At 62.4% G+C, this 25,270-nt stretch carries 21 protein-coding genes and 1 other RNA gene; 11 read left to right on the forward strand and 11 right to left on the reverse strand.

Annotated features, from left to right (window positions below; translation table 11 throughout):
- Positions 1 to 44: 44 nt before the first annotated feature.
- The 5 genes from carA to grpE form a co-directional block, all read right to left on the reverse strand.
- Positions 45 to 1,181, reverse strand: a complete 1,137-nt coding sequence (gene carA, locus PspR32_RS22375) for a glutamine-hydrolyzing carbamoyl-phosphate synthase small subunit (protein WP_159389180.1) — start codon at positions 1,179 to 1,181, stop codon at positions 45 to 47.
- Between the two features lie 336 nt (positions 1,182 to 1,517).
- Positions 1,518 to 2,321, reverse strand: a complete 804-nt coding sequence (dapB, locus tag PspR32_RS22380) for a 4-hydroxy-tetrahydrodipicolinate reductase (RefSeq protein WP_010222968.1) — start codon at positions 2,319 to 2,321, stop codon at positions 1,518 to 1,520.
- Positions 2,322 to 2,334: 13 nt separating this feature from the next.
- Entirely contained in the window at positions 2,335 to 3,459 is a 1,125-nt protein-coding gene (gene dnaJ / locus PspR32_RS22385) for a molecular chaperone DnaJ (protein WP_010222967.1), read from the reverse strand.
- 210 nt (positions 3,460 to 3,669) lie between these two features.
- Positions 3,670 to 5,586, reverse strand: a complete 1,917-nt coding sequence (dnaK, locus tag PspR32_RS22390) for a molecular chaperone DnaK (protein WP_010222966.1) — start codon at positions 5,584 to 5,586, stop codon at positions 3,670 to 3,672.
- Positions 5,587 to 5,687: 101 nt separating this feature from the next.
- Complete coding sequence (grpE, locus tag PspR32_RS22395; RefSeq protein WP_010222965.1) at positions 5,688 to 6,242, reverse strand: nucleotide exchange factor GrpE; 555 nt, start codon at positions 6,240 to 6,242, stop codon at positions 5,688 to 5,690.
- Between the two features lie 231 nt (positions 6,243 to 6,473).
- Here grpE and recN point away from each other — a divergent pair, with 231 nt between their 5' ends.
- Entirely contained in the window at positions 6,474 to 8,147 is a 1,674-nt protein-coding gene (gene recN, locus PspR32_RS22400) for a DNA repair protein RecN (protein ID WP_010222964.1), read from the forward strand.
- Between the two features lie 90 nt (positions 8,148 to 8,237).
- Here the strand turns inward: recN and fur are convergent, their stop codons facing one another.
- A complete protein-coding gene (fur, locus tag PspR32_RS22405; RefSeq protein ID WP_010222963.1) occupies positions 8,238 to 8,642 on the reverse strand; it encodes a ferric iron uptake transcriptional regulator in 405 nt (134 codons plus the stop codon).
- 97 nt (positions 8,643 to 8,739) lie between these two features.
- Between fur and PspR32_RS22410 the strand changes: the two genes are divergently transcribed.
- Complete coding sequence (locus PspR32_RS22410) at positions 8,740 to 9,264, forward strand: outer membrane protein assembly factor BamE (protein WP_010222962.1); 525 nt, start codon at positions 8,740 to 8,742, stop codon at positions 9,262 to 9,264.
- Positions 9,265 to 9,320: 56 nt separating this feature from the next.
- On the opposite strand, the gene PspR32_RS22415 is transcribed toward PspR32_RS22410, so the two are convergent.
- Entirely contained in the window at positions 9,321 to 9,638 is a 318-nt protein-coding gene (locus PspR32_RS22415) for an RnfH family protein (RefSeq protein WP_159389181.1), read from the reverse strand.
- The gene (locus PspR32_RS22420) at positions 9,631 to 10,065 is read right to left on the reverse strand and encodes a type II toxin-antitoxin system RatA family toxin (RefSeq protein WP_010222960.1); all 435 of its coding nucleotides are present in this window, start codon (positions 10,063 to 10,065) and stop codon (positions 9,631 to 9,633) included. The genes PspR32_RS22415 and PspR32_RS22420 overlap by 8 nt, the downstream gene beginning before the upstream one ends.
- Positions 10,066 to 10,226: 161 nt before the next feature.
- On the opposite strand from PspR32_RS22420, the gene smpB reads away from it, so the two are divergent.
- Positions 10,227 to 10,709 carry an SsrA-binding protein SmpB gene (smpB, locus tag PspR32_RS22425; RefSeq protein ID WP_010222959.1) on the forward strand — a complete coding sequence of 161 codons (483 nt, stop codon included), beginning with the start codon at positions 10,227 to 10,229 and terminating at the stop codon, positions 10,707 to 10,709.
- Positions 10,710 to 10,777: 68 nt separating this feature from the next.
- Here smpB and PspR32_RS22430 read toward each other — a convergent pair whose 3' ends face one another.
- Complete coding sequence (locus PspR32_RS22430) at positions 10,778 to 11,545, reverse strand: GntR family transcriptional regulator (RefSeq protein ID WP_036996926.1); 768 nt, start codon at positions 11,543 to 11,545, stop codon at positions 10,778 to 10,780.
- 253 nt (positions 11,546 to 11,798) lie between these two features.
- On the opposite strand from PspR32_RS22430, the gene PspR32_RS22435 reads away from it, so the two are divergent.
- The 5 genes from PspR32_RS22435 to PspR32_RS22455 all read left to right on the forward strand — a co-directional run bounded on the left by PspR32_RS22435 (position 11,799) and on the right by PspR32_RS22455 (position 18,547).
- Complete coding sequence (locus PspR32_RS22435; protein WP_010222957.1) at positions 11,799 to 13,466, forward strand: lactate permease LctP family transporter; 1,668 nt, start codon at positions 11,799 to 11,801, stop codon at positions 13,464 to 13,466.
- Between the two features lie 68 nt (positions 13,467 to 13,534).
- The gene (lldD, locus tag PspR32_RS22440; RefSeq protein WP_159389182.1) at positions 13,535 to 14,680 is read left to right on the forward strand and encodes an FMN-dependent L-lactate dehydrogenase LldD; all 1,146 of its coding nucleotides are present in this window, start codon (positions 13,535 to 13,537) and stop codon (positions 14,678 to 14,680) included.
- 78 nt (positions 14,681 to 14,758) lie between these two features.
- Positions 14,759 to 17,569 carry an FAD-binding and (Fe-S)-binding domain-containing protein gene (locus PspR32_RS22445; protein ID WP_036996927.1) on the forward strand — a complete coding sequence of 937 codons (2,811 nt, stop codon included), beginning with the start codon at positions 14,759 to 14,761 and terminating at the stop codon, positions 17,567 to 17,569.
- Between the two features lie 89 nt (positions 17,570 to 17,658).
- Positions 17,659 to 18,050, forward strand: a transfer-messenger RNA (tmRNA) gene (ssrA, locus tag PspR32_RS22450).
- Positions 18,051 to 18,136: 86 nt separating this feature from the next.
- Complete coding sequence (locus PspR32_RS22455) at positions 18,137 to 18,547, forward strand: DUF4952 domain-containing protein (RefSeq protein ID WP_010222953.1); 411 nt, start codon at positions 18,137 to 18,139, stop codon at positions 18,545 to 18,547.
- Positions 18,548 to 18,554: 7 nt separating this feature from the next.
- On the opposite strand, the gene ydiJ is transcribed toward PspR32_RS22455, so the two are convergent.
- On the reverse strand, positions 18,555 to 21,575 hold the full coding sequence (gene ydiJ, locus PspR32_RS22460; RefSeq protein WP_159389183.1) for a D-2-hydroxyglutarate dehydrogenase YdiJ: 3,021 nt from the start codon (positions 21,573 to 21,575) through the stop codon (positions 18,555 to 18,557).
- Between the two features lie 159 nt (positions 21,576 to 21,734).
- On the opposite strand from ydiJ, the gene PspR32_RS22465 reads away from it, so the two are divergent.
- Positions 21,735 to 22,619: a LysR substrate-binding domain-containing protein gene (locus tag PspR32_RS22465; RefSeq protein WP_159389184.1), complete on the forward strand. Its 885-nt coding sequence runs from the start codon at positions 21,735 to 21,737 to the stop codon at positions 22,617 to 22,619.
- Positions 22,620 to 22,628: 9 nt separating this feature from the next.
- On the opposite strand, the gene PspR32_RS22470 is transcribed toward PspR32_RS22465, so the two are convergent.
- On the reverse strand, positions 22,629 to 23,639 hold the full coding sequence (locus PspR32_RS22470) for a zinc-dependent alcohol dehydrogenase family protein (protein ID WP_010222950.1): 1,011 nt from the start codon (positions 23,637 to 23,639) through the stop codon (positions 22,629 to 22,631).
- Positions 23,640 to 23,778: 139 nt separating this feature from the next.
- On the opposite strand from PspR32_RS22470, the gene PspR32_RS22475 reads away from it, so the two are divergent.
- Both PspR32_RS22475 and PspR32_RS22480 read left to right on the forward strand, forming a co-directional pair.
- On the forward strand, positions 23,779 to 24,279 hold the full coding sequence (locus PspR32_RS22475) for a sigma-70 family RNA polymerase sigma factor (RefSeq protein WP_010222949.1): 501 nt from the start codon (positions 23,779 to 23,781) through the stop codon (positions 24,277 to 24,279).
- 1 nt (position 24,280) lies between these two features.
- The gene (locus tag PspR32_RS22480; RefSeq protein WP_036996932.1) at positions 24,281 to 25,228 is read left to right on the forward strand and encodes a FecR domain-containing protein; all 948 of its coding nucleotides are present in this window, start codon (positions 24,281 to 24,283) and stop codon (positions 25,226 to 25,228) included.
- Positions 25,229 to 25,270: the final 42 nt, after the last annotated feature.

A 25,270-nucleotide genomic window follows, 5' to 3' on the forward strand; every position in this document is an offset into this window, starting at 1 on the left:
CCTGAACGCGGCTTGCACCGGTCCAGGGCCTTCTCGCCAGATGCTCAGCGGCGCTTGGCCATGGCATCGATGAAACGGTCGAACAGTGGCGCGACGTCGGTCGGGCCCGGGCTGGCTTCAGGGTGGCCCTGGAAGCTGAACGCGCTCTTGTCGGTACGCTCGATACCCTGCAGGGTACCGTCGAACAGCGACTTGTGGATGGCACGCACGTTGCCCGGCAGGGTCGCTTCGTCAACCGCAAAGCCGTGGTTCTGGCTGGTGATCATCACCACACCGGTGTCCAGGTCCTGGACCGGGTGGTTGGCGCCGTGGTGACCATGACCCATTTTCACGGTCTTGGCACCGGAGGCCAGGGCCAGCAGCTGGTGACCCAGGCAAATGCCGAACACCGGGACCTCGGTTTCGAGGATGTCCTTGATCGCCTGGATCGCGTAGTCGCAAGGCTCCGGATCGCCAGGGCCGTTGGACAGGAACACGCCATCAGGATTGAGCGCCAGGACTTCGCTGGCCGGGGTTTGCGCCGGCACTACGGTCAGGCGGCAGCCGCGGGCAACCAGCATGCGCAGGATGTTCAGCTTGACGCCGAAGTCGTAGGCCACCACGTGGTGCGGCAGCTCGGCGGCTTCAATGGTGGCGTGGCTGTCGGTCTTCAGCTCCCAGACGCTGGAGCGCCATTCGTAGCTGCTCTTGGTGCTGACGACTTTTGCCAGGTCCATGCCCTTCAGGCCCGGGAAACCGCGAGCAGCGGCGATTGCCGCCTCTTCGCTGATGTTGTCGCCGGCCAGGATGCAGCCGTTCTGCGCGCCCTTCTCACGCAGGATGCGGGTCAGACGACGGGTATCGATACCCGCGATCGCCACCACGTTGTTGGCCTTGAGGTAATCAGGCAGGGATTGCTTGTTGCGCCAGTTGCTCGCGATCAGAGGCAGGTCGCGAATCACCAGACCAGCCGACCAGACGCGGTCGGATTCGGCGTCTTCCGGCGTGGTGCCGGTGTTGCCGATGTGCGGGTACGTCAGGGTAACGATTTGCTGCGCATAGGAAGGGTCAGTCAGGATTTCCTGATAGCCGGTCATTGCGGTGTTAAACACCACCTCACCAACGGTCTGACCGTCGGCTCCAATGGCTTCACCGCGAAAAATGCTGCCATCAGCAAGGGCGAGTATGGCTGGCTTAGTCAAGAAGACCTCCCGTAAATCTAGCCTGAAGGGGCGATCGCAGGTTGCAAAAAAGCGGAATGACGTATAGACACGTCACCCCGCTTTCTTCGTCGAATTATCTGCGCGCTTTTAGTGGACACACTAAAGCTGTAGCTTACAGAAAAACGCTTTTTTGGTCTACCACTTAAGTGCCTGAAAGGCGCAGGAATGCGACAGGGCGTCGCGGGAATGGAAAAGCATCACTGGCAAGCCAGCTCCCACAGGAGCCACTGAGACTCAGGAATTGCAGCCATGGCGCAATTCCCGTGGGAGCTGGCCTTGCCAGCGATGGGCCGCGCAGCGGCCCCTGAACAGCGATCAACGCAGGTCGAGCACGTCCTGCATGTCGTACAGGCCAGGCTCGCGCCCGTCCAGCCACAGGGCGGCACGTACCGCACCCCTGGCGAAGGTCATGCGGCTGGAGGCCTTGTGGGTGATCTCCAGGCGCTCACCTTCAGCAGCGAACAGCACGGTGTGATCACCGACCACATCGCCAGCACGCACGGTGGCGAAGCCGATGGTCTGGCGATCACGCGCACCGGTCTGGCCTTCACGGCCATACACCGCCACTTCCCGCAGGTCACGACCCAGCGCATTGGCAACCACTTCACCCATGCGCAGCGCGGTACCCGACGGCGCATCGACCTTGTGCCGGTGGTGAGCCTCGATGATCTCGATATCCACGTCATCGCCCAGCACCCGCGCAGCCATGTCCAGCAGCTTCAGGCTGAGGTTGACGCCAACGCTGAAGTTGGCGGCAAAGACGATCGGAATGTCCTTGCCCGCCTCGACCAGCAACTGCTTCTCTTCAGCAGAGAAACCGGTGGTGCCGATGATCATCGCCTTGCCTGCCTTGCGGCAGAACGCCAGGTTCTTCAGGGTCACCGACGGGTGAGTGAAGTCGATCAGCACGTCGAACTCGTCGGCGACCTTGGCCAGGTCGTCGGACAGCAGCACGCCAATCCGGCCCAGCGCCGCCAGCTCACCAGCATCGGCGCCGACCAGCGAGCTGTCCGGGCGATCGATCGCCGCGGTCAAACCGGCACCCGGGGCTTGCTGCACAGCTTCGATCAGGGTCTTGCCCATGCGCCCTGCCGCGCCCATTACCGCTATACGTCGCATGCCCTACTCCTTCTTACAGATCGCCGAAGAAGCGCTTCACGCCTTCGAACCAGCCATTGGCTTTCGGCGAATGGGAACTGTCGCCTTCCAGCGAATCACGCAGCTCTTCGAGCAGCTCGCGCTGACGACGGCTGAGGTTGACCGGGGTTTCCACCGCGACCCGGCACATCAGGTCACCGGCACCACCACCGCGAACCGGCGCCACACCCTTGCCACGCAGACGGAATTGCTTGCCGGTCTGGGTGCCTTCCGGGATTTTCAGCTTGACCCGACCATCAAGGGTCGGCACTTCCAGCTCGCCACCCAGGGCGGCATCGGTGTAGCTGATCGGCACTTCACAGTACAGATGCTTGCCGTCGCGCTGGAAAATCGAGTGTTCACGCACGTTGATCACAACGTACAGGTCGCCAGTCGGGCCACCCTGGGAACCAGCCTCGCCTTCGCCGGACAGACGAATACGGTCGCCGGTATCGACGCCAGCCGGGACTTTGACCGAAAGCGTCTTGTACTCTTCGATGCGGCCTTCGCCGTGGCACGAATCACACGGATCGGTGATGACCTTGCCCTGGCCGTGGCAACGCGGGCAGGTCTGCTGGACCGAGAAGAAGCCCTGCTGCATGCGCACCTGGCCAATACCGCCACAGGTCGGGCAGGTCGAAGGCGACGAGCCTTTCTTGGCCCCGGAACCGTCACACGGCTTGCAGTTGACCAGCGTCGGCACACGGATGTTGACCGTGGTACCGCGCACGGCTTCTTCCAGGTTCAGCTCCAGGGTGTAACGCAAGTCGCTGCCACGCTGGGCACCACCACGCGAACCACCACGGCCGCCGCCGAAGAAATCGCTGAACACATCACCGAAGATATCCGAGAAGTTCGCGCCGCCGAAACCGGCACCGCCGCCACCCATGCTCGGATCCACGCCGGCATGACCATACTGGTCATAGGCCGCACGCTTGCTGGCATCGGAGAGCACTTCGTAAGCCTCGTTGGCTTCCTTGAATTTCTCTTCCGACGCTTTGTCATCAGGATTACGGTCCGGGTGATGCTTCATCGCCAGACGGCGGTAGGCTTTCTTCAGATCCGCTTCACTGGAGCCGCGCTCAACTCCCAGAACTTCGTAATAGTCACGCTTTGCCATAAGTCTTTGCACTCTTGAGGACGTTCGGCAAACCTCTGCGCATTCCGCGCTGTGCCGCCAGCACCCGCCTCACCCACCCTCCGGGCGGCTGACAGATGCTGTAAAAATTCGGGTATTGCAGACACGCCAACGCGGGAGCAAGCCCCCGCGCGGCGACATCCTACCAGCCAACCATCAAAAAACAGTCAATTGGCCGACAACCTGTAGCAATTACTTGTCTTTGACTTCTTCGAACTCAGCATCGACAACGTCGTCATGCTTGGCTTCCGGCTCGGCCTGCTGAGCGCCGCCCTTAGGCTGTTCAGCCGACTGCTCGGCGTACATCTTCTGGGCAACCGGAGCCGAAACCTTCGACAGCTCTTCGACCTTGGCGTCGATGGCAGCCTTGTCGTCGCCCTTGATGGCGGCTTCCAGGGCAACCACGGCAGCTTCGATCGCAGTCTTCTCGTCGGCAGTAACCTTGTCACCGGCGTCAGCGACCATCTTGCGAGTCGAGTGAACCAGTGCATCACCCTGGTTACGGGCAGTGGCCAGCTCTTCGAACTTGCGGTCTTCTTCCGAGTTCGCTTCAGCGTCGCGGATCATCTGTTGAATTTCTTCATCAGACAGGCCGGAGTTGGCCTTGATCACGATCGACTGGGTCTTGCCAGTAGCCTTGTCCTTGGCGCCTACGTGCAGAATGCCGTTGGCGTCGATGTCAAAGGTCACTTCGATCTGCGGCACGCCACGTGGTGCTGGTGGAATATCGGCCAGGTCGAACTTGCCCAGGGACTTGTTCTGTGCTGCCTGTTTGCGCTCACCTTGCAGCACGTGAATGGTCACGGCGCCCTGGTTGTCATCGGCAGTCGAGAACACTTGCGACTTTTTGGTCGGGATAGTGGTGTTCTTCTCGATCAGCGCGGTCATCACGCCACCCATGGTTTCGATACCCAGGGTCAGCGGGCTGACGTCCAGCAGCAGTACGTCTTTGACGTCACCGGCCAGTACCGCACCCTGGATCGCAGCACCCATGGCAACCGCTTCGTCCGGGTTGACGTCTTTACGGGCTTCTTTACCGAAGAAGTCGGTAACAGCTTTTTGCACCAGCGGCATACGGGTCTGACCGCCGACCAGGATCACGTCGTCGATCTTGCTGACGTCGATACCGGCGTCTTTCATGGCGATGCGGCATGGCTCGATGGTGCGCTGAACCAGGTCTTCTACCAGCGATTCCAGCTTGGCGCGGGAGATCTTCACGTTCAGGTGCTTAGGACCGGTAGCGTCTGCAGTGATGTACGGCAGGTTGACGTCGGTCTGCTGACTCGAGGACAGCTCGATCTTGGCCTTTTCAGCGGCTTCTTTCAGGCGCTGCATGGCCAGCGGGTCACCTTTGAGGTTCATGCCGCTTTCTTTCTTGAACTCGTCGACGAGGTAGTCGATCAGGCGGATGTCGAAGTCTTCACCACCGAGGAAGGTGTCGCCGTTGGTGGCCAGCACTTCGAACTGATGCTCGCCATCGACTTCGGCGATTTCGATGACCGAAACGTCGAAGGTACCGCCACCCAGGTCATAAACGATCACGGTGTGATCGCCCTTGGCCTTGTCCATGCCGTAGGCCAGGGCAGCCGCGGTTGGTTCGTTGATGATCCGCTTGACGTCCAGGCCGGCGATGCGGCCGGCGTCTTTGGTGGCCTGACGCTGGCTGTCGTTGAAGTAGGCCGGAACGGTGATCACCGCTTCGGTCACTGGCTCGCCGAGGTAGTCTTCGGCGGTTTTCTTCATCTTTTTCAGGATTTCAGCCGAGATTTGTGGCGGTGCCATTTTCTGGCCGTTCACTTCAACCCAGGCGTCGCTGTTGTCAGCCTTGACGATTTTGTACGGAACCATCTGGATGTCTTTCTGCACCACTTCTTCTTCGAAGCGACGACCGATCAGACGCTTGACCGCGTACAGGGTGTTGTGCGGGTTGGTGACCGCCTGGCGCTTGGCCGACTGGCCAACCAGGATTTCGCCATCGTTGGCGTAGGCGATGATCGACGGCGTGGTACGAGCGCCTTCGGCGTTCTCGATGACCTTGACGTTGCCGTTTTCCAGAATGGAGACGCAGGAGTTGGTGGTCCCCAGGTCGATACCGATGATTTTACCCATGTTAACTCTCCCGAAACTTGAATTTGGTTGCCGCAGCAGTGGTGGCTAACTGCGGTAATACTTGAATGCTTGACACCTAGATGGGGGCGCCGGAAACGATTTCAAGCCTGCTCGTCAATCGACGGCGTAACCGCTGCCGGGGCCTTGCTGACCACGACCATGGCCGGGCGCAGCAGGCGACCGTTGAGCTGGTAGCCCTTCTGGAACACCTTGAGCACGCTGTTGGGCTCGACTTCGGCGCTTTCCTGCATGGCCATCGCCTGATGGTGCTCGGCATTGAACGGTTCGCCGTGCGGGTCGATGGCCTCAAGGTTGTAGCGCTTGAGGGTGTCGTGGAACATTTTCAGGGTCAGCTCGATGCCTTCACGCATCGGGCGAATGCTCTCGTCGTCCGCGCTGGACAGCTCCAGGCCGCGCTCGAGGCTGTCGATGACCGGCAGCAGGTCACCGGCGAATTTTTCCAGGGCGAACTTGTGCGCCTTTTCTACGTCCTGCTCGGCGCGGCGGCGCACGTTCTGCAGGTCGGCGGCGGTGCGCAGGGATTGATCCTGGGCCGCCGCCAGCTGCTCTTCGAGCACCTGCACGCGGGCGCTCAGCTCTTGGTCGCCAGTCGCTTCGGCGTTCAGATTCTGTTCATCCAGCTGTTCGTCAGCCATAAAATCTCTCCTCTCGAATAAGGTCTGCGAGCACGACTCGCGCTTCTGCCGGCTATATGGGGTCGCAAAATCCAGGTTCAAGGGCCTTCAAGACAGCTTGCTCACATTCGCTCATAACCCAGCGCAATCAGAACCGCGCCCTGATAACCAAATCGAACTAAACATCAGCATTGTCAGCGGATTTGAAAACACTGTATAAATAACCAGACCTAACGCCTGGGAGCCACCCCAATGCTGGTGCACCTGTCCGTACACAACTACGCCATCGTCGAACACCTGGACCTCGAGCTCGCCCGCGGGATGAGCGTCATCACCGGTGAAACCGGGGCCGGCAAATCGATCATGCTCGACGCCCTGGGCCTGACCCTGGGTGATCGCGCCGACAGCGGCGTGGTGCGCCCCGGGGCCGACAAGGCCGACATCCTCGCCACCTTCGACCTGGAAGACATCCCCGAGGCGCGCACCTGGCTGGCCGAGCGCGACCTCGACAGCGACGGCCCGTGCATCCTGCGCCGGGTGATCACCGCCGAAGGCCGCAGCCGTGGCTACATCAACGGCACGCCCTGCCCGCTCGGCGACCTCAAGGCCCTGGGCGAGCTGCTTATCGACATCCACAGCCAGCATGAGCACCAGTCGCTGCTGAAAACCGACACCCACCGCCGCCTGCTCGACGAATACGCCGGCGCCACCGACCTGGCCCGCCAGGTACAGCTGGCGGCCCAGCGCTGGCGCCAGACCCGCCAGGAGCTGGAACGGCTGTCCAACTCCGGCGATGAGCAGCGCGCGCAGCACCAGTTGCTCAGCTACCAGCTCGAAGAACTGGACAACCTCGGCCTGGGTGAAAACGAACTGGAGCTGCTGGAGCAGGAACACAAGAACCTGACCAATGCCGAAGCGTTGTTCGGCATCTGCCGCCAGGTCATCGACCACTGCAGCGAAAACGATTCGGGCAACGTCCTCAACGCCCTGACTGCCAGCCTCAACCGCCTGACCGCCGTGCACAACGCGCCCAGGGCCCTGGGTGAAGCCGCCAGCATGATCGCCAGCGCACAGATCCAGGTCGAGGAAGCCGTCGGTGAGCTGAACCGCTTCCTCGACAACTTCGATGCCGACCCGGCGCGCCTGCAACAGCTCGAAGAGCGCCTCGATACTATTTATACCCTTGCTCGCAAGCACCGGGTGCACCCCACCGAGCTGGCCAGCCTGCAGCAGCGCTTGATGGAAGAGCTGGAAAACCTCAACGCCAACGACGAATCGATCGAGCGCCTGGGGGAAGAACTGGCCGCCTATGCCCGCCATTACCAGGACAAGGCTGGCGAACTGAGCGCCTTGCGCCAGCACGCCGCCAGCCAGCTGGCCAGTGCGGTGGAGCAGGAAATCCAGCGCCTGGGCATGCCGGGTGGCCGCTTCAGCATCGAGTTGCGCGCCAACAGCAGCGACGAACTGCAACCCCAGGGCCTGGAACAGGTCGAGCTGCTGGTCAGCGCCAACCCCGGGCAGCCGCTCAAGGCCCTGGCCAAGGTTGCTTCCGGTGGCGAGCTGTCGCGGATCAGCCTGGCGATCCAGGTGATCACCGCACAGACCTCGCGTATCCCGACCCTGGTGTTCGACGAAGTCGACGTGGGTATCGGCGGGCCAACGGCAGAGATCGTCGGTCAATTGCTACGCCGCCTGGGCGAGCGCGGCCAGGTGCTGACCGTAACCCACCTGCCGCAGGTCGCTGCCCAGGGCCACCATCACCTGTTCGTGCATAAAGTACGTGACAGCGATGCCACCCATACCGCCGTGGCCAACCTGGGCAAGCGCGAGCGTGTAGAAGAGGTCGCACGCATGCTCGGTGGCATCGACCTGACCAAGGAATCCCTGGCCCACGCACGCAAGATGGTGGTTACCAGCAAGGCCTGAGCGCGCGCAGCTATATAAAGCAAGCCACCAGAAAGCACGAAGGCGACCCCAGGGTCGCCTTCAGTACTTATGCAGCAATGTAATAATTGCTTACTTCTTTTTGCGTACGTACAGAACCAGATTGTGGTCAACCAGCTCGAAGCCGTGCTCTTCCACGATTTGCTTCTGGCGCTTCTCGATTTCAGCGTCAAAAAACTCGATGACTTCGCCGGAGTCGACTACGACCATGTGATCGTGGTGACCACCGTCAGCCAGCTCGAACACGGCGTGACCGCCATCGAAGTTATGGCGCACGACCAGGCCAGCGGCTTCGAACTGGGTCAGAACACGGTAAACCGTGGCCAGACCGACGTCCTCGCCTGCCTCCATCAGCGCCTTGTAGACATCCTCAGCACTCATGTGACGCTGCTCGGTAGAGTCGAGCATCTGTAGAATTTTAACTCGAGGCAGTGTCACCTTGAGACCGGCTTTGCGCAGTTCGCTATTTTCAACCATGGTCAGCTTTCTCGCCGATGCTGCTTCGCAGCTTCTCTGAATACGGGTATGATCGGGGTTTACGTTGTCCAGCCAAGATAGTGGAAGTCGCCCACCGATGCAAAACACCAAGCTCTTGCTAACCAGCCTCACCCTCGTGGGACTGCTCGCACTCGCCGGTTGCTCGTTCCCCGGGGTTTACAAAATCGACATCCAGCAGGGCAATGTCGTCACGCAAGACATGATAGACCAATTGCGCCCCGGAATGACCCGTCGGCAAGTAAGGTTTATCATGGGTAATCCGCTGATCCAGGATACCTTCCACACCAATCGCTGGGATTACCTGTACAGCCTGCAGCCTGGCGGCGGTGAGCGCCAACAGGAGCGCATGAGCATCTTCTTCAACGAGAACGATCAGCTCGCCAGCCTGTCCGGCGACTTCATGCCGGGTGTCAGCCGCGACCAGGAAATTCTCGGTGGCAGCGGCGATACCACAGTTAGCCCGACCGGCAGTACCGAACCCGCAGCGCAGGAAAAACCTGCCAAGCCAGGCTCACTGGAAGCCACCATCCAGAAAGACGTGGACACCATCGAAGTGATCCCGGTACCGGTGCCAGAACCACTGGACACCTCGCCGCAGTAAGCCTGCAGCGCGTATAAAAAAGCCCGGATCAGTCCGGGCTTTTTCTTACCTGTAATTCAGCGTTTGGCTTTCTTGAATACCCTGGCGACCTTGGCGGCGCGCTGCTTGCGCACCTCCTTGGGATCCACCAGCAATGGCCGGTAGATCTCGATGCGATCACCCGCCTCGACCTTTTGCTCTTCAGGGTTAGCGATCACCCGGCCAAAGACCCCGACTGGGCAGGCTTGAATATCAGCCTCGGGAAAATGCGCGGCGATTCCCGAGAGTTTTACCGCCTCAGTAAGCGTCGTACCCGTCGGCACCTCAAGAGTGAGCAGCACCTGCCGCTCGGCCTGGGCATACACCACTTCGACCGCTAGCAAGGCTTCAGACATGGAGCTGCTTGGCACGCTGACAGAAGGCATCGACCAGGGTGTTGGCCGCCTGGTTGAACAATGGCCCCAAGGTGGCACGGACCAGTGGCCCGGCATAATCGAACGACAGGTCAAGGCTGATCTTGCAGGCTTTCTCGCCCAGCGGCTTGAATACCCAGACACCATGCAACTGGGTAAAAGGCCCTTCTTCAAGGTTCATTTCAATGGACTGGCCCGGCACCAGCACATTGCTGGTTACAAACTGCTGGCTCATCCCCCCCTTGGCCACTTCCAGGCGCGCGCGCATGTGCGTGTCGCTTTCTTCCATCACGGTGCTGGACGAACACCAGGGCAGGAATTCCGGGTAGCGCGCTACATCATTGACCAGGTCGTACAGGGCCTGGGCGGGATATGGCAGCAGGGCCGAACGTTGAATATGGGTAGTCATCCAGGGGTCAATTCCAAAGCTGGGCGGCAAACACAACCAGAATGCCGAGGGGCGCCATCGAGCGCATCAAGTGCGCGCATTGTCCGGGATTCACGGCAATGGCTCAAGCGCACTGCTACCCCGTAGCCGACAGCGCGGCGACTGCCTATAATGCCGCCCCTATGGCTAACCAAAAGAAACATCCGACAGGGACTATCGCGCAGAATAAAAAGGCGCGTCACGATTACTTCATCGAACACAAGTTCGAGGCCGGATTGGTCCTGTCCGGTTGGGAAGTAAAAAGTCTGCGTGCCGGCAAGGCGCACCTGACTGACAGTTACGTGGTGCTCAAAGATGGCGAGGCCTGGCTGATGGGCAGCCATATCACGCCGCTGACAGCCGCCAGTACTCACGTCATCGCCGACCCGACACGTACCCGCAAACTGCTGCTCAACCGTCGAGAGCTGGAACGCCTGCATGCGGCCGTCCAGCAGAAGGGCTACACCTGCGTGGCCTTGTCGATCTATTGGAGCAAGCACTTGATCAAGTGCGAAATCGCACTGGGCAAGGGCAAGAAGGAATACGACAAGCGCGACACCCAGCGCGAGCGTGATTCCGACCGCGAATTGCAGCGCGCGGTGCGCAACAAGGGCAAGGAAGACTGATTCCAGCCTGAAGCGCCTTTATCGCGGGGTAAGCCCGCTCCTGCAGGAGCGGCGCTGCCCCGTGACCGCTAACGCCCGCTACGCCGCTCCGCCCGCGCCACCCGCTGGACTTCCTGACGCACTTCATCGAGCACTTCCTGCACATAGGTGATGTGCCGGCTGGAGACTTCGCGTGCATCCTCCGCACGCCCTTCGACAATCGCCAGGTACAGCTCGCGGTGCTGGCTGATGAGCATGTCGCGGGTTTCGCTGCGCTGTTTGTACATGCCGCCGATGTTGGTCACCACGTTGCGTTTGAGCAGGTCGAACAAACCACGAATGGTGTGCAGCAGCACCGCATTATGGCTGGCCTCGGCGATCGCCAGGTGGAAGCGCGCATCGGCCGCGCCCTCCTCGGCCCGGTCCACTTCATCGGCACGGGCGTAGCAGTCCTGCAGGGTATCGAACGCCGCCTTGAGCCGCTGACGATCCGGCTCAGTGGCGCGGATCGCCGCATAATAGGCGCACGATGCCTCCAGGGTATGCCGGAACTCCAGCAAGTCGCGCTGTGCTTCGGGGTTGCTTTCAAGCAACTGCAACAGTGGGTCGCTGAAGGTTGAGCCGAGCGATTCGGCCACATAGTTGCCACCGCCCTGGCGGCTGACCAACAAGCCTTTGGCCACCAGCTTCTGGATCGCTTCGCGCAACGACGGTCGTGACACACCGAACTGCTCGGCCAGCGCCCGCTCGGCAGGCAGGCGCTGACCGGCCGTCAAGGTGCCTTCGAGAATCATCCCTTCCAGCCGTTCGACGATATCGTCGGACAAACGGCGTTGGCGGACCTGATCAAAAACCATCACATGCTCTCCACAATCCCGATTGCGTTCGGGGCTGTCTATTCTGGCGCATCCGCATCCCGCCGGCACCCATCAGTTGGCAAATTTCCCTGCCGTTCAGGCGCCCGATTCATTGCGCATCCGACGAAAGTTTTCCTGGGACAAATTGACACAGCCGCAGCGAGGCTTTTAACCTAGCGCCTCGACATTGTAAATTGGTCTTACCAATTATCCAATGCCAGTGCTGACCAACAACAATTAGGGGCCACCCCATATGCAAACCTGGCAACAGCTTTACAGTCCGCTTGGTAGTCTTGGCCTGTCCGCGCTCGCGGCAGTCATCCCGATCGTGTTCTTCTTCCTCGCGCTGGCGGTGTTCCGCCTCAAGGGTCATGTGGCCGGCAGCATCACGCTGGGCCTGTCGATCCTGGTGGCGATCTTTGCTTTCCAGATGCCTGCCGACATGGCGCTTGCCGCCGCCGGATACGGCTTTGCCTATGGCCTGTGGCCGATTGCCTGGATCATTGTCGCCGCCGTATTCCTGTACAAATTGACGGTCAAGAGCGGCCAGTTCGAAGTGATCCGCAGCTCGGTACTGTCGATCACCGATGACCAGCGCCTGCAGGTCCTGCTGATCGGTTTCTGCTTCGGTGCCTTCCTCGAAGGTGCGGCAGGCTTCGGCGCACCGGTGGCGATCACCGCCGCCCTGCTGGTTGGCCTGGGTTTCAACCCGCTGTACGCGGCCGGCTTGTGCCTGATCGCCAACACCGCACCAGTAGCCTTCGGCGCCCTGGGCATCCCGATCATCGTTGCCGGCCAGGTTACCGGTATCGATGCGTTCAAGATCGGCGCCATGACCGGCCGCCAGCTGCCACTGCTGTCGCTGTTCGTACCGTTCTGGCTGGTGTTCATGATGGACGGCCTGCGCGGCGTCAAAGAGACCTGGCCTGCCGCCCTGGTGGCCGGCCTGAGTTTTGCCGTGACCCAGTACTTCACCTCGAACTTCATCGGCCCGGAACTGCCGGACATCACCTCGGCCTTGGCCAGCCTGATTTCCCTGACCCTGTTCCTCAAGGTCTGGCAGCCCAAGCGCTCGTTCGCCAGCGCCACCGGCAGCGTTGGCGCCGCCGTGGTCCAGGGCGGCGGCAGCCAGCCTTCGCCGTACAGCTTCGGCGAGATCTTCAAGGCCTGGTCGCCGTTCCTGATCCTCACCGTGCTGGTCACCATCTGGACCCTCAAGCCATTCAAGGCCGCCTTCGCTGCTGGCGGTTCGATGTACAGCTGGGTGTTCAACTTCGCCATCCCGCACCTTGATCAACTGGTGATCAAGTCCGCACCGATCGTTGCCACCCCGACGGCGATCCCGGCGGTGTTCAAGCTCGACCCGATTTCTGCCACCGGTACCGCGATCTTCTTCTCGGCGCTGATCTCGATGCTGGTGCTGAAGATCAATTTCAAAACTGGTCTGACCACTTTGAAAGAGACCTTCTTCGAACTGCGCTGGCCGATCCTGTCGATCGGCATGGTCCTGGCCTTCGCCTTCGTCACCAACTACTCGGGCATGTCGTCGACCATGGCGCTGGTATTGGCCGGCACGGGTGCGGCATTCCCGTTCTTCTCGCCATTCCTTGGCTGGCTGGGCGTGTTCCTGACTGGTTCCGACACCTCGTCCAATGCCCTGTTCAGCTCGCTACAGGCCACCACTGCGCACCAGATCGGGGTCAACGACACCTTGCTGGTAGCGGCCAACACCAGCGGCGGCGTGACCGGCAAGATGATTTCGCCACAATCGATCGCCGTGGCCTGCGCCGCCACCGGCCTGGTCGGCAAAGAGTCGGACCTGTTCCGTTTCACCCTCAAGCACAGCCTGTTCTTCGCCACCATTGTCGGCCTGATCACCCTGATCCAGGCCTATTGGCTGACTGGCATGCTGGTTCACTAAAGTGTCAGGGGCCGGGCGCGTTGTGGCGCGCCCGGCAGCCGCCCCTTTAACCAACGCTGCGAGACCCCATGATCATTTCTGCCTCTACCGATTACCGCGCAGCTGCCCGACGCAAGCTGCCGCCGTTTTTGTTCCACTACGCCGACGGCGGTGCTTATGCCGAGCACACGCTGCGCCACAACGTTCAGGACCTGGCCGGTATCGCCCTGCGTCAGCGCGTGCTGAAGAACATGTCCGAGCTGAGCCTTGAGACCCAACTGTTCAACGAAACCCTGAGCATGCCGGTGGCCCTGGCGCCGGTCGGCCTGACCGGCATGTATGCACGCCGCGGCGAAGTCCAGGCGGCCCGTGCGGCAGCGGCCAAAGGCATTCCGTTCACCCTGTCGACCGTATCGGTGTGCCCGATCGAAGAAGTGGCACCCGCCATCGACCGGCCCATGTGGTTCCAGCTCTATGTGCTCAAGGACCGCGGCTTCATGCGCAACGCCCTGGAGCGCGCCAAGGCTGCTGGCGTCACCACCCTGGTGTTCACCGTCGACATGCCGGTACCCGGCGCTCGCTACCGTGATGCCCACTCGGGCATGAGCGGCCCGAATGCACCGCTGCGCCGGGTCTGGCAGGCCATGACCCACCCGCAGTGGGCCGTGGATGTCGGTCTGCTGGGCAAGCCCCATGACCTGGGCAACATCTCTGCCTACCGCGGCAGCCCCACGGGGCTGGCCGATTACATCGGCTGGCTGGGCGCCAACTTCGACCCGTCGATTTCCTGGAAAGACCTTGAGTGGATCCGTGATTTCTGGGAAGGCCCGATGGTGATCAAGGGCATCCTCGACCCGCAGGATGCCAAGGACGCCGTGAAGTTCGGCGCCGACGGCATCGTCGTCTCCAACCACGGCGGCCGCCAGCTCGACGGCGTGCTGTCCAGCGCCCGCGCCTTGCCGGCGATTGCCGACGCGGTCAAAGGCGAGCTGAAGATCCTCGCCGACTCCGGCATCCGCAGCGGCCTGGATGTAGTGCGCATGATCGCCCTGGGCGCCGACACCGTGCTGATCGGCCGCGCATTCCTCTATGCCCTGGCCACCGCCGGCGAAGCTGGAGTGAAAAACCTGCTGGACCTGTTCGAAAAAGAAATGCGCGTGGCCATGGTGCTGACAGGTGCCAAATCGATCAGCGAAATCACCCGCGACTCGCTGGTCCGCGAACTGGGTGCCTGATTGGTGCGCCTTCGAATCACAGCCTGATTGACCGGGGTACGCGGCGCACCAGACGCCACTGCCCCGCGAGGAGATTGCATGAGTCTGCCCGCCGCGTTCCTCGATTCGGTAGCCCGCCTGATACCCGGCGAGCGACGTTTCGACGACCCGCTCTCGACCCTGGCGTTCGGCACCGATGCCAGCTTCTACCGGCTGATCCCCAAGCTGGTGGTGCGCGTCGAATCCGAAGATGAAGTGGTCGCCCTGCTCAAGCTGGCCCAGCGTGAGCGCGTGCCGGTAACCTTCCGCGCCGCCGGCACCAGCCTGTCTGGCCAGGCCATCAGCGATTCACTGCTGATCGTGCTCGGCGATAACTGGAACGGCCGCGAGATTCGCGACCAGGGCCAGCAGATTCGCCTGCAACCCGGTGTGATCGGTGCCCAGGCCAACGCCTGGCTGGCACCGTTCGGGCGCAAGATCGGCCCGGACCCGGCCTCGATCAATGCCTGCAAGATCGGCGGCATCGTCGCCAACAATGCCAGCGGCATGTGCTGCGGCACCGCGCAGAACACCTATCACACCCTGGCCGGCATGCGCCTGGTGCTGGCCGACGGCACGCGCCTGGACAGCGAAGATCCGGCCAGTGTCGCCGCCTTCGAACACAGCCACGCCGGCTTGCTCGATGAGCTCGCGCGCCTGGCTCGGGAAACCCGCGCCAACAGCGAACTGGCAGCGAAGATTCGCCACAAGTACCGCCTGAAGAACACCACCGGCCTGTCGCTCAATGCCCTGATCGACTACGACCAGCCGCTGGATATCCTCAGCCACTTGCTGGTCGGCTCCGAAGGCACCCTGGGCTTTATCAGTGCCGTGACCTACGACACGGTGATCGATCACCCGAACAAAGCCTCGGCACTGATCGTCTTCCCGGATGTGGAAACCTGCTGCAACGCCGTCACCGTACTCAAAAGCCAACCGGTATCGGCGGTGGAGCTACTCGACCGGCGCAGCCTGCGCTCGGTGCAGGACAAGCCCGGGATGCCGGCCTTCGTCCAGCAACTGTCCGAAGGTGCCTGCGCGCTGCTGATCGAATCGCGGGCGGCAACCCAGGCGCTGCTGCACGAACAACTGGCGCAGATCATGGCCTCGCTGGCCAGCTTCCCGGTGGAAAAGCAGGTCGACTTCACCGAAGACGCCAAAGAGAACGCCAAGCTCTGGGCCATCCGCAAGGACACCTTCCCCGCCGTCGGCGCCGTGCGCAAGACCGGCACCACGGTGATCATCGAAGACGTGACCTTCCCGGTCGAACAACTGGCCATTGGCGTCAATCGCCTGATTGCGCTGTTCGACAAGCACCACTATGACGAGGCGATCCTGTTCGGCCATGCCCTGGAAGGCAACCTGCACTTCGTCTTCACCCAGGGCTTTAACAGCGCTGAAGAGGTCGCGCGTTACCAGGCGTTCATGGACGACGTAGCGCAACTGGTGGCGGTGGAATTCGGCGGCTCGCTCAAGGCCGAACACGGCACCGGGCGCAACATGGCGCCCTTCGTCGAACTGGAATGGGGCAGCGATGCCTACCAGTTGATGTGGCAGCTCAAGCGCCTGCTCGACCCCAATGGCATTCTCAACCCGGATGTGGTGCTCAGCGAAGACCCGCAAATCCACCTGAAGAACCTCAAGCCGCTACCGGCGGCCGACGAGATTGTCGACAAGTGCATCGAATGTGGCTTCTGCGAACCGGTTTGCCCCTCCAAAGGCCTGACCCTGAGCCCGCGCCAGCGCATCGTCATGTGGCGCGATATCCAGGCGAAAAAACGTGCCGGCAGCGACACCCGCGAGCTGGAACGTGACTACCAGTACCAGGGCATCGACACCTGCGCCGCCACCGGCCTGTGCGCCCAGCGCTGCCCGGTGGGGATCAACACCGGCGAACTGGTGAAAAAACTGCGCGCCCAGGCAGCCGGTCATGTGAAGACCGCCGACTGGCTGGCCGACAACTTCCACACCGCCCTCAGCGGTGCACGCTTTACCCTGCAGGCGGCCAATGGCGCCCGCCGATTACTCGGTGCGCCGCGCCTGAGTCGCCTGAGCGCCAGCCTGAGCACGCTCAGCCATGGCCGTGTGCCGCAGTGGACGCCGGCCATGCCGCAACCGCTCAAGGCCGTGCAGTTGACCCCGGCCAGCAACGACGCGCGGCCACGGGTGGTGTACCTGGCCGCTTGTGTTTCGCGGGTCATGGGCCCGGCGGCGACGGACCGCGAGCAGACCTCGCTGCTGGACAAGACCCGCGCCCTGCTGGAAAAGGCCGGCTATCAAGTGGTGTTCCCGGACAACCAGGACAGCCTTTGCTGCGGCCAGCCGTTTGCCTCCAAGGGTTACGCCGAGCAGGCCGAGCACAAGCGCCAGGAGCTGATCAACGCCCTGCTCCACGCCAGCCGCGGCGGCCTCGATCCGATCTACTGCGACACCAGCCCGTGCACCTTGCGCCTGGTTCAGGACCTGGCGGAAACGCGCCTGGACCTTTATGACCCGGTGCGTTTCATCCGCACCCACCTGGTCGACAAACTGGAGTTCACCCCCCAGGAAGAGCCGATCGCCGTGCATGTGACCTGCAGCACCCAGCACCTGGGCGAAAGCCAGGCGCTGATCGACCTGGCGCGGCGTTGCAGCAAACAAGTGGTGATTCCCGAAGGCATCCATTGCTGCGGCTTTGCCGGCGACAAGGGCTTCACCACCCCGGAGCTCAATGCCCATTCGCTGCGCAGCCTCAAGGATGCGGTGCAGTACTGCAGTGAAGGAATCTCCACCAGCCGCACCTGCGAGATCGGCCTGTCGAACCATGGCGGGATCGATTATCACGGTCTTGTCTATCTGGTGGACCGCGTAACCCGGGCGCGAGCGATCTGAACCCTGGACCAGCAGTCGACGTCGCTCGACCGATGGAGTATACTGAACCTCGAGCGTTGAAAAACGCTTACAGCTAGAGCGCAACACATGGGGCCGATTAGGATTCGACGCCGGTAGTGAAACTCTAGGTGCATGCCGAGTTGGTAACAGAACTCGTAAATCCACTGTTGCAACTTTCTATAGTTGCCAATGACGAAAACTACGAGGGTTACGCTCTCGCTGCGTAAGCAGCTGAGCCCGCTCTCCTGGTAGCTTCGGCTCCAGCAATCACTAGGGGATGCCTGTAAACCCGAAGTGATTGTCATACAGAACAGGATCGCCGTGCAGTACGTTGTGGACGAAGCGGCTAAAACTTACACAACTCGTCCAAAGCACCCTGCCCGTCGGGCGGCTGCGGATTAACTCAATAGACACGGCTAAGCATGTAGGACCGACAGCGGATCACTGGCGGACGGGGGTTCAAATCCCCCCGGTTCCACCAAATACGCAAAACGAAAAAGGCATCTGGCGCTTGCGCCGATGCCTTTTTTGTTGCCCTCTCAAAAGCATTGCTCAAGGACGAAGCCCATGCGCCCACTGATTACCCTGGCCCTGTTGCTGTTGTGCAGCGCACTACAGGCCGCCCCTCTGTGCGAGAACTTCCTGAGTGCATCTGGCGCTTACCCCAAGGGCATCGAGTATCTGGGCTGCCATCAGGAAGTTGAAGCCCAAACGGCGCCCTTGATTGCGACCTACAAGGTCAAGGGCAGCGAAGCAGCGGTGGCTGAGGCCTACCTGCAGCGAACCTACGGCATGGGTCGCCTGCAGTTTTTCTGCTGCATGTGGGACTCGCTGCGCCACTTCCACCGCGACCCACACAGCGGCATCAAATACCAAGTCCTCATGGCCTCCGAAGAGACGCTGGCCAACCAGCGCTCGCAGTGGGCACAGATCGAGTTCTTCTACATCACCGTCAGCGTCGATACCCTCGAGCCCTGACCGGGCATCAGCCCTTGGCGTACTGCAGCAACACCTCCAGCGGATGGCGCAACTGGCGGTCAGCCATGCGCTTGACCTGGCTGCGGCATGAATAGCCGGTGGCCAACGCCTCGCCCTGTTTATCCAGCTTGCCGGCCCAGGACTGCTCGAAGATGGTCCGCGAGGTGTCCTGGTTGCGCGCTTCGTGGCCGTAGGTGCCGGACATGCCGCAGCAGCCGGTGGCTTCAGTCACCAGCTTCAGCCCCAGGCGGGCAAATACCTGTTCCCATTGACGAGTACTGGCCGGCACGTTGGTTTTCTCGGTGCAGTGGGCCAGCAGGCGGAAGGTTTCGCTAGCGCCCGCGGCCTGTTCGGGCAGTACGTCGATCAACCATTCCTGCGGCAACAGGACTTTCGGGCAATCGCTCAGACCTTCGACCTTCTGGTACTCCTGGCGGTACACCAGGGTCATGGCCGGGTCGAGGCCGACCAGCGGCACACCGCAATCGGCCAGGGCCTTGAGCTGGTTGGCGTTGCGAATCGCCGCCTTGGCGAAGGCGCCGAGGAAGCCCTGGACATGCAAGGGTTTGCCGTTGGCGCTGTAGGGCGCGAGGAACACCTTATGGCCAAGACGGTGGGCCAGCTCAATGAACGACGCCAGCAAAGGGGTTTCGAAGTAACGGGTAAAGGCGTCCTGAACCAGCACGATGCTGCGCTCACGCTGGGCCGGGGTCAGCTCGCGCAGCGCCGGCACGCTGGCCGCGCGCACGTTGCAGCGGGTCAGGGTGTTCTGCAGGTTGTAGCGGCTGATCAGCGGGCTGTCGAGCATGCCGACATGGCGTTCGAGCAGGCGGCTGACCCATTTCGAACCCATCACCGCGTTATACAAGCCTGGCGCATAAGCCATGTAGGGAATGCTGAACTCCAGCGAACCGATCAGGTAGTCACGCAGCGGGCGCTGATAGCGACCGTGGTACAGCTCCAGGAAGCGCGAACGAAACTCCGGTACGTTGACCTTGATCGGGCACTGCCCCGCGCAGGACTTGCACGCCAGGCAGCCGGCCATGGCTTCGTAGACTTCGTGGGAGAAATCCGCATCGCCACGGGAGCGTGCCTGGTTGTTGCGCAGGCGTTTGGGCAGCTCCTTGAGCCATGAAGTCTTGTTCTTTGCCGCCGCCAATACATCGATGCTGGCCGCACCCTGCAGGCGCAACCATTCACGGATCAGCGAGGCACGGCCCTTGGGCGAATGCTGGCGTTCGCGGGTGGCCTTCCACGACGGGCACATGGCGTCGTTGGGGTCGAAGTTGTAGCAGGCGCCGTTGCCGTTGCAGTGCACGGCACTGCCAAAGCTCTGCCACACCCGCTCATCGATCTGCCGGTCAAAATCGCCGCGCATCGGCGCTTCGTTGACTTTGATCAGGCCCTGCTCGCTGCCTGGCGGGGTGCAGATCTTGCCGGGGTTGAGCTGGTTGTAGGGGTCGAACGCGCCCTTGAGCGACTGCAGTGCCGGGTACAGCTCACCGAAGAAATCCGGCACATATTCCGAGCGCAGGCCCTTGCCGTGCTCGCCCCAGAGCAGGCCGCCATAGCGATGGGTCAGCGCCGCCACGGCATCGGAAATCGGCTTGACCAGCGCCGCCTGGGCCGGGTCTTTCATGTCCAGGGCCGGGCGCACGTGAAGCACGCCGGCATCGACATGGCCGAACATGCCGTAGGCCAGGCCGTAGCTGTCGAGCAAGGCACGGAAGTCGGCAATGTAGTCGGCCAGTTGCTCAGGCGGTACTGCCGTGTCTTCGACGAACGGCTGCGGGCGCACTTCGCCTTCGACGTTGCCGAGCAGGCCCACCGAGCGCTTGCGCATGGTGTAGACCCGGGTCACGGCTTCGGCGCCTTCGGCCAGGGTGTGGCCCAGGCGCTCAACTCCGGTGTCGGCCTGCAGGTGGGCGACGAAGGCTTGCACCCGCGCGTTGACTTCGGCCGGGTCATCACCGCAGAACTCCACCAGGTTGATGCCCAGGGTCGGGCGCTCAGCTTGGGCAGGGAAGTACTCGGCGACGCTGTGCCAGACGATGTCCTTCATCGCCAGCATCAGTACCTTGGAGTCCACTGTTTCGATCGACAGCGGCTTGTGCGCCATCAGCGCATTGGCGTCGCGCAGGGCGTCCATGAAGCTGCTGTAACGCACGTTCACCAGCACCGCGTACTTGGGAATCGGCAGCACGTTGAGCTTGGCCTCGACCACATACCCCAGCGAGCCTTCGGCGCCGCACAGTACGCTGTTGAGGTTGAAGCGGCCGTGCTCGTCACGCAGGTGCGCCAAGTCGTAACCGGTCAGGCAGCGGTTGAGCTTGGGGAAGATGGTCTCGATCAACTCGCCCTGGGTTTCCTGGATCTGCCGGGCCATGCGGTACACCTCACCGCTGCGCCCTGGCTGCGCGCAGGCCTGCTCCAGCGCCTGGTCGTCGATCGGCAGGGTATGCAGGCGCTCGCCGCCGAGCAGCACGCTGTGCAGTTCAAGCACGTGATCGCGGGTCTTGCCGTAGGTGCAGCTGCCCTGGCCACTGGCATCGGTGTTGATCATGCCGCCGACGGTGGCGCGGTTGGAGGTTGACAGCTCCGGGGCGAAGAACAGCCCGTGAGGCTTGAGCGCGGCGTTGAGCTGATCCTTGACCACCCCGGCCTGGACCCGCACCCAGCGCTCCTCGACATTGATCTCGAGGATGTTGTTCATGTGCCGCGACAGGTCAACGACGATGCCGTCGGTCAGCGACTGGCCGTTGGTGCCGGTACCGCCACCACGGGGCGTGAGCTTGACCTGGCGAAAGCGCGGTTCGGCGGTCAGCGTGGCAACCCGCGCGACGTCGTCGGCATCCAGCGGGAACACCGCCGCTTGCGGCAGGCGCTGGTAGATCGAGTTGTCGGTGGCAAGCACCGTGCGGGTGGCGTAGTCGGCGCTGAACTGGCCACGGAAACCGCTGGCGCGCAGGGCAGCGAGAAAATCGGCGTAGTCGGCAGCAGGGGCGCTGGTCGGCAGTTGGGCGATCATCAAAGGATGGCCTCTTTAATTTGGCTAATCACGGGAATATCGGAACACTTGCTGGCTGAGCATAATTAGGTCAGCCTCAAGACACTGATGTGCCAATGATCCCGGAGCATGCCGCTGGGGACAACTGGATATTTCTGCCGCTATCGATGACTTTTACGAATGAATTACCGCCACCTCACGCCGTCCATGTCATTGCTGCTGGCTTTCGAAGCCGCTGCCCGGCATGAAAGCTACACCCGCGCCGCCACCGAGCTGTCACTGACCCAGAGCGCGGTGAGCCGCCAGGTGCAGGCGCTGGAGCAGCAACTGGGCCTGGCCCTGTTCCGCCGCGAAGGCCGTCAGGTGCGCCTGACCGATGTCGGCAAGCTGTATCAGCGGGAAATGAGCGAAGCCCTCGGGCGGATTCGCAGCGCCACCTTGCAGGCCATGGCGTACCAGTCCGGCGAAGGCAGCCTGCGCCTGGCGACCCTGCCGACCTTCGGCTCCAAGTGGCTGCTGCCGCGCCTGCATGAGTTCTACAAGCTGCACCCGGGCATGCTGGTACACATCAATTCACGCATCGAAGCCATCGATTTTGAAACCAGCGGCATCGACGCCGCCATCGTCGTCGGCAATGCCGACCTGCCGGGGCTGGTCTGTCATCGCCTGCATGCCGAAGAGTTACTGGTGATCCTCTCGCCGGACACCGCCGCCAGCCAGGCCGACTGGTCACCGGCACACCTGTGCGAGCAGTTGCTGCTCAACGTGGCCAACAACCCCAACGCCTGGGGCGAATGGTTTTCCCACCATGGCCTGGCGCACCGCAGCATGCGCCTGGGGCCCAGCTTCGAGCTGACTTCGCACCTGATCCAGGCGGTGCGCGCCGGCATCGGCATCGGCCTGGTGCCGCGCATCCTGGTGACCGACGAGCTGGCCAGCGGTGAACTGGTCAGCGTCGGTGCACCCTTTGCCAGCCAGCGCAGCTACTACCTGATCTACCCGCCACGCAACCAGTCGCTGCCGTCGCTGACGGCGTTTCGCGGCTGGTTGCTGGGGCAAATCTGAGGCCCAGGCTCAGATGCTCAGGCAGATCTTGCCGAAGTGCTGGTTGCTTTCCTGGTAGCGGAAGGCCTCGACGATCTGCTCCAGGTCGAAGGTCTTGTCCACCACCGGACGCAGGCCATTGGCATCAATGGCGCGAACCATCGCCTGCTGCTGCGCCCGGCTGCCGACCAGCACACCTTGCAGGCGAATCTGCCGCACCAGGGCCTGGACCAGCGGCAAGTTGCCCGCCACGCCGGTGAGGATGCCGATCAGCGACACATGCCCGCCAATACGCGCAGCGATCATCGACTGCTCAAGGGTCGCCGGGCCGCCCACCTCGATCACATGATCAACGCCGCGGTTGGCGGTGAGCTGGCGCACCTTCTCGCCCCAGGCCGGGGTGCTGCGGTAGTTGATCAGGTGGTCGGCACCGAGGGCCTTGAGGCGCTCGAGCTTCTCGTCGCTGGAGGACGTGGCGATCACCGTGGCACCGGCCAGCTTGGCGAATTGCAGAGCGAAAATCGACACGCCACCGGTACCTTGCACCAGCACGGTATCGCCTGGCTTGAGCGAGTCATCGGCCATCAGTGCGCGCCAGGCGGTGAGGCCGGCGGTGGTCAGGGTCGCCGCTTCGGCGTGGCTGTAGCCCTTGGGCGCATGGGTAAAAGAGGTAGCGCGGGCAGTCACCTGTTCGCGGGCGTAACCATCGATGCCGTCGCCCGGGACCGTGGCGAAACCTTCGACCAGCGGCTGGCCGTCCAGCCAGTCAGGGAAGAACGTGCTGACCACCGCATCGCCCACGGCAAACTCGCTCACGCCAGCACCCACCGCGGTCACCACACCGGCGCCGTCGGCCATGGGAATACGCGGCGCAGTCGGCCCCCACATGCCACTGACCACGGCGAAGTCGTGATAGTTGAGCGAGTTGGCGTGCAGGCGCACGCTGATTTCGCCGGCTTGCGGCGCCGCAGCCTCACGGGTGCCGACCTGCACCTTGTCGTAACCACCGCCGGTCTGGACGATAATGGCCCTGCTGGTCATGGAAACCTCCTGAGTCGATAGACAAATAGCTGACCAGTCTTTGCCTGCCCCTGCCCCAGGTCAAGCACCAGCGCTTGCATAGTTCGCCAGCAAACCACAATAATGCGACTAATTATCAATTACTCGATATTGCCCCACCATGCCCGCTCCCGATCATGCTGCCCTGCACGCGCTCTACAGCGAACATAATGGTTGGTTGAAGAACTGGCTGCGTGCTCGCCTGGGCAATGCCAGCGATGCCGCCGACCTTGCCCAGGACACCTTTATCCGGGTTTTGAACGCGCGCAATGCCGACACTATTCGCGAGCCGCGCAGCTACCTGGGTGCCATTGCCCATGCGTTGATGATCGACAAGTTTCGCCGCAAGGCGCTTGAACAGGCGTACCTGGACGCACTGGCGCTGCGCCCGGAGCGGGTCGCCGAATCGCCGGAAAGCCGCTTGCTGATCCTCGAAACCTTGCTGGCCGTGGACCAGATGCTCGATGGTCTGGGCGAGCGTACGCGCACTATCTTCCTCACCGTACAGCTCGAAGGCCTGAGCTATGTGGCCACTGCCGAGCGCCTGGGGGTGTCGGTGACCACGGTGAAGAAGCACCTGATCCGCGCCATGACCCACTGCCTGCTGCTGACGGACGACTGACATGGCCCAGCCGCTGGACGCTCGCACCCTCGAAGCTGCCGCCACTTGGTACGTGCAGCTCAACGCCGCACCGCCCAGCGCTGCCCAGGTGCAGGCCTGGCAGGATTGGCTGGGCAAGAGCCAGGCCCATGCCCAGGCCTGGGCGCGGGTAGAAAAGCTGCAGCGCCAGCTGGGGCGACTGCCCGCCGATGTCGCCCTGCCGACCCTGGCCGGCGTGCGCGCCCGGCGTCGCGCCGTGCTCAAGACCCTGGCACTGCTGATGGCCGTCGGTGCAACGGGATGGGCCGTACGGGAAAGTACTCCGGGCCAGGCCTGGATGGCCGAGCTGCGCACCGGCAAGGGTCAGCGCCGCCAGGTACGCCTCGACGATGGCAGCCAGCTCGAACTCAATACCGACAGCGCGGTGGATATCCGCTACGACGGCCAGCAACGCCTGCTGCGCCTGTACAGCGGCGAAATCATGGTGCAGACCGCCCGTGATAGCGCGGCTCGCCCGTTCATTGTCGAAACGGCCGAAGGCCGGGTGCGCGCCCTCGGTACGCGCTTCAACGTCCGTAGCGACAATGGCCTGAGCCGGGTCACCGTGCTGGAGCATGCGGTTGAAGTGCGTCCGCTCGACCAGCCGCTGTTGATGCTGCGCCTGGAGGCCGGGCAAAGCGTCAGCTTCGACCGCAAGCAGATTGCCGCCGCCCATAATGCCCTGCCCGGCACGGGTGCCTGGACCCAGGGCATGCTGACCGTGATCGAATGGCGCCTGGAGGACTTCATCAGCGAACTGCGCCGTTACCGTCCCGGCGTGCTGCGCTGCGCCGAAAGCGTCGCCGACGTGCGCCTGTCCGGCGCCTTTCGTATCGACGACACCGACACCATCCTGGAAAACCTCGGCGTGTCGTTGCCGGTCAGGGTGCGTTACCTGACCCGCTACTGGGTCAGCATTGAAGCTGTCTGAAGAAATTTCGCACAAAGGGTTGCCGATTTTCATTCTCATTCG

Source organism: Pseudomonas sp. R32 (assembly GCF_009866705.1).
Taxonomy (GTDB): domain Bacteria; phylum Pseudomonadota; class Gammaproteobacteria; order Pseudomonadales; family Pseudomonadaceae; genus Aquipseudomonas; species Aquipseudomonas donghuensis.

Coding starts and splice junctions, on each gene's coding strand:
- grpE (WP_010222965.1), bottom strand. CDS start 6,242: ATGGCTGACGAACAGCTGGATGAACAGAATCTGAACGCCGAAGCGACT.
- PspR32_RS22435 (WP_010222957.1), top strand. CDS start 11,799: ATGCAAACCTGGCAACAGCTTTACAGTCCGCTTGGTAGTCTTGGCCTG.
- PspR32_RS22430 (WP_036996926.1), bottom strand. CDS start 11,545: ATGGTTTTTGATCAGGTCCGCCAACGCCGTTTGTCCGACGATATCGTC.
- dapB (WP_010222968.1), bottom strand. CDS start 2,321: ATGCGACGTATAGCGGTAATGGGCGCGGCAGGGCGCATGGGCAAGACC.
- PspR32_RS22480 (WP_036996932.1), top strand. CDS start 24,281: ATGGCCCAGCCGCTGGACGCTCGCACCCTCGAAGCTGCCGCCACTTGG.
- PspR32_RS22410 (WP_010222962.1), top strand. CDS start 8,740: ATGCAAAACACCAAGCTCTTGCTAACCAGCCTCACCCTCGTGGGACTG.
- fur (WP_010222963.1), bottom strand. CDS start 8,642: ATGGTTGAAAATAGCGAACTGCGCAAAGCCGGTCTCAAGGTGACACTG.
- PspR32_RS22465 (WP_159389184.1), top strand. CDS start 21,735: ATGAATTACCGCCACCTCACGCCGTCCATGTCATTGCTGCTGGCTTTC.
- PspR32_RS22455 (WP_010222953.1), top strand. CDS start 18,137: ATGCGCCCACTGATTACCCTGGCCCTGTTGCTGTTGTGCAGCGCACTA.
- ydiJ (WP_159389183.1), bottom strand. CDS start 21,575: ATGATCGCCCAACTGCCGACCAGCGCCCCTGCTGCCGACTACGCCGAT.
- lldD (WP_159389182.1), top strand. CDS start 13,535: ATGATCATTTCTGCCTCTACCGATTACCGCGCAGCTGCCCGACGCAAG.
- dnaJ (WP_010222967.1), bottom strand. CDS start 3,459: ATGGCAAAGCGTGACTATTACGAAGTTCTGGGAGTTGAGCGCGGCTCC.
- recN (WP_010222964.1), top strand. CDS start 6,474: ATGCTGGTGCACCTGTCCGTACACAACTACGCCATCGTCGAACACCTG.
- PspR32_RS22445 (WP_036996927.1), top strand. CDS start 14,759: ATGAGTCTGCCCGCCGCGTTCCTCGATTCGGTAGCCCGCCTGATACCC.
- smpB (WP_010222959.1), top strand. CDS start 10,227: ATGGCTAACCAAAAGAAACATCCGACAGGGACTATCGCGCAGAATAAA.
- dnaK (WP_010222966.1), bottom strand. CDS start 5,586: ATGGGTAAAATCATCGGTATCGACCTGGGGACCACCAACTCCTGCGTC.
- PspR32_RS22420 (WP_010222960.1), bottom strand. CDS start 10,065: ATGACTACCCATATTCAACGTTCGGCCCTGCTGCCATATCCCGCCCAG.
- PspR32_RS22415 (WP_159389181.1), bottom strand. CDS start 9,638: ATGTCTGAAGCCTTGCTAGCGGTCGAAGTGGTGTATGCCCAGGCCGAG.
- PspR32_RS22475 (WP_010222949.1), top strand. CDS start 23,779: ATGCCCGCTCCCGATCATGCTGCCCTGCACGCGCTCTACAGCGAACAT.
- PspR32_RS22470 (WP_010222950.1), bottom strand. CDS start 23,639: ATGACCAGCAGGGCCATTATCGTCCAGACCGGCGGTGGTTACGACAAG.